Origin of the sequence: Streptomyces sp. NPDC060198, from assembly GCF_042728415.1 — a bacterium.
Lineage (GTDB): Bacteria > Actinomycetota > Actinomycetes > Streptomycetales > Streptomycetaceae > Streptomyces.
This window is the reverse complement of record NZ_JBHWZJ010000402.1, coordinates 1-5,992: the sequence shown is the minus strand read 5'-3', so window position 1 is coordinate 5,992 and position 5,992 is coordinate 1. Positions and strand designations below refer to the sequence as shown.

Sequence of the window (5,992 nt, the reverse complement as noted above, 5' to 3'; positions counted from 1 at the left end):
GTTTAGGCGTCAGCGGATCGGCATTCCGGACAGCGTGCGGGCGATCACCAGGCGCTGGATCTCGCTGGTGCCCTCGAAGATGGTGTAGATCGCCGCGTCCCGGTGCATCCGCTCCACCGGGTACTCGCGGGTGAAACCGTTGCCGCCGAGGATCTGGACGGCCTGGGCGGTGACCTGCTTCGCGGTCTCGCTGGCGTACAGCTTCGACATCGAGCCCTCGGCCGAGGTGAAGGGCTTGTTCGTGGTGGCCATCCAGGAGGCGCGCCAGACCAGCAGCCGGGCCGCGTCGATCCGGGTGCGCATGTCGGCGAGCTGGAAGGCGATGCCCTGATTGTCGATGATCGGGCGACCGAACTGGGTGCGTGTCTTGGCGTAGTCGAGGGCGACCTCGTACGCGGCGCGGGCGGTGCCGACCGCCATGGCGCCGACCGCAGGACGGGACGCCTCGAAGGTGGCCATCGCGGCGTTCTTCACGCGCTCACCGCCCGACTTCGCCCGCTCGCGGGCGCGGGCCAGTCGCTCGTCGAGCTTCTCCTTGCCGCCGAGGAGGCAGTGGCCGGGGACGCGGACGTCCTCCAGGACCACCTCGGCGGTGTGGGACGCCCGGATGCCGTGCTTCTTGAACTTCTGCCCCTGGGACAGCCCCGGGGTGTCCGGCGGCACGATGAAGGAGGCGTGGCCCTTCGAGCCGAGCTCGGCGTCGACGACGGCCACCACGACGTGGACGTTGGCGATGCCGCCGTTGGTCGCCCAGGTCTTGGTGCCGTTGAGCACCCACTCGTCCTTGGCCTCGTCGTAGACGGCGCGGGTACGCATCGACGCGACGTCGGAACCGGCGTCGGGCTCGGAGGAGCAGAAGGCGGCGAGCTTGACGTCGTCCGCGTCGCCGTACATCTGCGGAATCCAGGTGCCGATCTGCTCCTCGGTGCCGTTGGCCAGGACGCCCACGGCTGCCAGGCCCGTACCGACGATCGACAGGGCGATGCCCGCGTCGCCCCAGAAGAGCTCCTCCATCGCCACCGGGATGCCGAGGCCGGTGGGGTCGAAGAACTGCTGGGCGTAGAAGTCGAGCGAGTAGATGCCGACCTTGGCCGCCTCCTGAATGACCGGCCAGGGGGTCTCCTCACGCTCGTCCCACTCCGACGCCGCCGGCCGGATCACCTCCGCGGCGAAACCGTGGAGCCAGTCGCGCACCTGCTTCTGGTCTTCGTTGAGCTCAAGCGTGAACTCGGCCATGTTCCCCTCCATGCACTGCCCGACATCGCGTTACTTACGGTAACAGCAGTCTGTTACCGGCAAGTAGCCGCTGTCAACCGCTCATGGACCGGTCCGCGTCTTTCGAAGGCGGGGTGTTACGTTGCCCGGGCGCGCGCAAAGCGCCAGGCCAGAGGTGTCAGGGGTGGGGAAAGGGCGACAGATGGAGACCGCACGACAGGCCGACCGGCAGCGGACGGCGGCCGAGCAGCGGCGCCGGGAGCTGCTGGAGGCAGCCGACCGGGTGGTGCTCAGGGACGGCCCCGGGGCCTCCATGAACGCCATCGCCGCCGAGGCGGGCATCACCAAACCGATCCTCTACCGCCACTTCGGCGACAAGGGCGGCCTCTACCGCGCCCTCGCCCAACGCCACACCGACGCCCTGCTGAGCAATCTGCGCGCGGCGCTCGACGCGCCCGCCGAACGCCGCCGAAGGGTGGAGAACACCCTCGACACCTACCTCGCGGCCATCGAGGCCCGTCCGCAGGTCTACCGCTTCCTGATGCACCCGTCCGACGACGTTCCCGCCCCCGAGCCGGGGTTCGACACCGGCCGCCACTCCGTGCCGCTGCTGCGGCGCCTGGGCGAGGAGCTCGGACGGGTCATCGCCGAGCGGGTGGACCTCGGCGCGGACGGCGAGGAGACGGCCCGGATCTGGGGCCACGGCATCGTCGGGATGATGCACGCGGCGGGCGACTGGTGGCTCGGTGACCGGCCCGTCCCGCGCGAACGCCTGGTGCGCAGCCTCGCCGACCTGCTCTGGGGCCGGCTGGCCGAGGTGGGCGACAAGCCGGGCGCACCCGGCTTCTGAGGGCCCCGGGGTCAGTCCCCGGTGGCGGCCCAGGGCGCCCGGCGGGCCTTGCGCAGCGCCAGTGCCCGGCGCGGTCCGGTCAGCCGGTCCGTGTAGACCGTGCCGTCCAGGTGGTCGCACTCGTGCTGGAGACAGCGCGCGAACCAACCCGTACCGGTGATCTCCACCTCCTCGCCGGTGACGGTGCGCCCGCGCACCACCGCCCGGTCGAAGCGCTGGGTGCCCGCCTCGATGCCCGGCAGCGACAAGCACCCCTCCGGGCCGCGTACCGTGATGCCGTCCGCCTCCACCAGCCGGGGGTTGACCACGTGGCCGAGGTGGCGGACGTCGTCGTCGTCCGGGCAGTCGTATACGAAGACCCGGAGCGGCACTCCGATCTGGTTGGCCGCGAGACCGACCCCCTGGGCCGCGTACATCGTGGCGAACATGTCCTCCACCAGCCGGGCGAGCGAGGGACCGAAATCGGTGACGTCCTCGCAGGCACGGTGGAGGACGGGGTCACCGAGGGTGCTCACGGTACGAATGATTCCGGAACTGCCGGGGATCGGGCGGTTTCGCATGGCCGTAAGGGTACGGTCCGCCTTGACCGCCCAGTTCCGTGGTGCCGCGGTGCGGCCGTCGTGCTGGACATCGATAGGCTGGGCGTGGACCGATGCAAGGAGGATCTAGGACGATGGCAGGCAACACGGAGCCGTTGTCGCCGCGGGCCAAGCTGGCCGTGACGGCGGGCAAGGCCGCGGCGGCGGTGTCGCGCGCGGCGGGGCGCGGCAGCGGATCGGTGATCGGCGGCCGGGTGGCGCTCAAGCTCGACCCCGACCTGCTGGGGCGACTGGCGCAGCACCTGGACGTGATCCTCGTGTCGGCGACGAACGGCAAGACGACCACCACACGGCTGATCGCCGAGGCGCTGCGGGCCGCCGGGCCCGTCGTCTCGAACGCGCTCGGCGCGAACATGCCCGCGGGCATCACCTCGGCCCTGGCCGGCGGATCGGATGCCCGGTTCGGCGTGATCGAGGTCGACGAGAAGTACCTCGCCGGAGTGGCGCGCGACACGACGCCCAAGGCGATCGCTCTGCTCAACCTCTCCCGCGACCAGCTCGACCGCGCGGCGGAGACCCGCATGCTGGCCGAGCACTGGCGCGAGGGACTGGCGGGTTCGAAGGCCGTCATCATCGCCAACGCGGACGACCCGCTGATCGTCTGGGCGGCCTCGTCCTCCCAGAACGTGGTGTGGGTGGCGGCCGGGCAGGCGTGGAAGGACGACGCCTGGTCCTGCCCCTCCTGCGGCGGCGTGATGCAGCGCCCCGGGGACGACTGGTTCTGCGGACAGTGCGGTTTCCGCCGTCCGGCACCGAGCTGGGCGCTCAACGGCGACTACGTGCTCGACCCGCACGGCTCGGCGTGGCCGATCCACCTCCAGCTGCCCGGTCGCGCCAACAAGGCGAACGCGACCTCGTCGGCCGCCGTGGCGGCCGTATTCGGCGTGCCCCCGCAGGTGGCCCTGGAGCGGATGTACCAGGTGCAGGCGGTGGCGGGCCGTTACGACGTGGTCTCGTTCCACAACCGCGAGCTGCGGCTGCTGCTGGCGAAGAACCCGGCCGGCTGGCTGGAGACGTTCTCGCTCATCGACCCCCCGCCGACGCCGGTGATCCTCTCCGTCAACGCGCGCGGCGCGGACGGCACGGACACCTCCTGGCTGTGGGACGTCGACTACACGCAGCTGTCCGGTCACCCGATCTTCGTGCTCGGGGACCGCAAGATGGACCTCGCCGTCCGGCTCGAAGTGGCCGGTCTGGACTTCCGTGTCTGCGAGACCCTGGACGAGGCCGTCCAGCTGGCCCCGCCCGGGCGCATCGAGGTCATCGCCAACTACACCGCCTTCCAGGATCTGCGCCGTCGTGTCGGCAACTGATCCCCGCCAGGGCCTCCGGAGAGGACGAAGCATGAGCAACAACGGTCTGCGTCTGGTCTGGGTCTACCCCGACCTCCTCAGCACCTACGGCGACCAGGGCAACGCCCTCGTCGTCGAGCGGCGGGCACGGCAGCGCGGCCTCGACGTGCAGCGGGTCGACGTACGCAGCGACCAGCCGATCCCCACGTCGGGCGACATCTACCTCATCGGCGGCGGTGAGGACCGTCCGCAGCGGCTGGCGGCGGAGCGGCTGCGCCGCGACGGCGGGCTGAGCCGGGCCGCGTCGAACGGCGCGATCATCTTCTCGGTCTGCGCGGGCTACCAGATCCTGGGCCACGAGTTCATCAACGACCTCGGGGAGCGGGAGCCCGGCCTCGGGCTGCTCGACGTGGTGACGACCCGCGGCGAGGGCGCACGGTGCGTCGGCGACGTACTGGGCGACATCGACCCGAACCTCGGTCTGCCGCCGCTCACCGGTTTCGAGAACCACCAGGGCGTCACCCATCTCGGTCCGACGGCGCGTCCGTTCGCCCGGGTCCGGGTGGGCCGCGGCAACGGCACCGGCGACGGTACCGAGGGGGCGTACAGCGACACCGTGTTCGGGACGTACATGCACGGGCCCGTGCTGGCGCGCAATCCGCAGATCGCCGATCTGCTGCTGAAGCTGGCCCTCGACGTCAACGCGCTGCCGCCGGTGAACGAGCACTGGTACGAGGCGCTGAGGTCGGAACGCATCGCCGCGGCGACCCAGCCGGCCTGATGTGTCGGCCTTGTTTCGCCTGAGTAGATTCCAGCTCAACTGAGCGGAGTCCAGCAGGCGGACAGAGGGTTCGGTCCCGCCACCCTGCGCCGGTAGGGTGGCGGGTATTCAGCCGGACGACGCGGTCCGGTCGTCGGCCCACGTTGCAAAGGTTCCTCGGGCAATGCGCATTGGTGTCCTCACGTCCGGCGGCGACTGCCCCGGTCTCAACGCAGTCATCCGCTCCGTAGTGCACCGGGCGGTTGTCGACCACGGCGACGAGGTCATCGGCTTCCACGACGGCTGGCGCGGCCTGCTGGAGTGCGACTACCGCAAGCTCGACCTGGACGCGGTCGGCGGCATCCTGGCGCTCGGCGGCACCATCCTCGGCTCGTCCCGTGTCCAGCCCGCGCACCTGCGCGGTGGTGTGGAGCGGGCCCGCGGCCATGTCGCCGATCTGGGTCTCGACGCGATCATCCCGATCGGCGGCGAGGGCACGCTGAAGGCGGCCAACCTCCTCTCCGAGGCGGGACTGCCGATCGTCGGCGTACCGAAGACCATCGACAACGACATCGCCTCCACCGACGTCACCTTCGGTTTCGACACTGCCGTGGGCGTGGCCACCGACGCCCTGGACCGGCTGAAGACGACCGCCGAATCGCACCAGCGGGTGCTGATCGTGGAGGTCATGGGCCGTCACACCGGTTGGATCGCCCTGCACTCGGGCATGGCGGCCGGCGCGCACGCCATCGTCGTGCCGGAGCGTCCGTTCCACATCGACGAGCTGACCAGGGTCGTCGGGGAGCGCTTCTCGGCCGGCAAGAAGTTCGCGATCGTGGTGGTCGCCGAGGGCGCCAAGCCGCAGGACGGCACGATGGCCTTCGCCACCGGTTCCGAGGACATCTACGGGCACGAGCGCTTCGCGGGGATAGCGTCCCAGCTCTCGATCGAGCTGGAGCAGCGCCTCGGCAAGGAGGCCCGCCCGGTCATTCTCGGCCATGTCCAGCGTGGTGGTACCCCGACGGCGTACGACCGGGTGCTCGCCACCCGCTTCGGATGGCACGCGGTGGAGGCGGTGCACCGCGGCGAGTTCGGCATGATGACGGCGCTGCAGGGCACGGACATCCGGATGGTGCCGCTGACCTCCGCGGTGGAGACCCTCAAGACCGTTCCGGCGGAGCGGTACGCCGAGGTGGACTGCGTCCTCTGAGCCCCCGCGCTCCCTTCTGCTCCCGCTCCCCGCGCTTCCGGAGGAGCGGCCACGACACCCCGGGAC

At 70.8% G+C, this 5,992-nt stretch carries 6 protein-coding genes; 4 read left to right on the top strand and 2 right to left on the bottom strand.

All coding sequences use genetic code 11. From position 1 onward, the window contains the following. Positions 1-9 precede the first annotated feature (9 nt). Positions 10-1,236 (bottom strand): acyl-CoA dehydrogenase family protein, encoded by a 1,227-nt coding sequence (locus ACFWEP_RS30310; protein WP_387374831.1) that lies wholly within the window; start codon positions 1,234-1,236, stop codon positions 10-12. Positions 1,237-1,417: 181 nt separating this feature from the next. Here ACFWEP_RS30310 and ACFWEP_RS30305 point away from each other — a divergent pair, with 181 nt between their 5' ends. Then, on the top strand, positions 1,418-2,065 hold the full coding sequence (locus ACFWEP_RS30305; protein ID WP_387374829.1) for a TetR family transcriptional regulator: 648 nt from the start codon (positions 1,418-1,420) through the stop codon (positions 2,063-2,065). 11 nt (positions 2,066-2,076) lie between these two features. Here the strand turns inward: ACFWEP_RS30305 and def are convergent, their stop codons facing one another. After that, positions 2,077-2,625, bottom strand: a complete 549-nt coding sequence (def, locus tag ACFWEP_RS30300; protein WP_387374827.1) for a peptide deformylase — start codon at positions 2,623-2,625, stop codon at positions 2,077-2,079. A 113-nt stretch (positions 2,626-2,738) separates the two neighbouring features. Between def and ACFWEP_RS30295 the strand changes: the two genes are divergently transcribed. From ACFWEP_RS30295 to ACFWEP_RS30285, 3 genes are all read left to right on the top strand, one after another. After that, the gene (locus ACFWEP_RS30295) at positions 2,739-3,977 is read left to right on the top strand and encodes a MurT ligase domain-containing protein (RefSeq protein ID WP_266701546.1); all 1,239 of its coding nucleotides are present in this window, start codon (positions 2,739-2,741) and stop codon (positions 3,975-3,977) included. 31 nt (positions 3,978-4,008) lie between these two features. Continuing rightward, the gene (locus ACFWEP_RS30290; RefSeq protein ID WP_387374824.1) at positions 4,009-4,737 is read left to right on the top strand and encodes a type 1 glutamine amidotransferase; all 729 of its coding nucleotides are present in this window, start codon (positions 4,009-4,011) and stop codon (positions 4,735-4,737) included. Positions 4,738-4,900: 163 nt separating this feature from the next. Next, complete coding sequence (locus tag ACFWEP_RS30285) at positions 4,901-5,926, top strand: 6-phosphofructokinase (RefSeq protein ID WP_387374822.1); 1,026 nt, start codon at positions 4,901-4,903, stop codon at positions 5,924-5,926. The last annotated feature ends 66 nt before the right edge of the window (positions 5,927-5,992 follow it).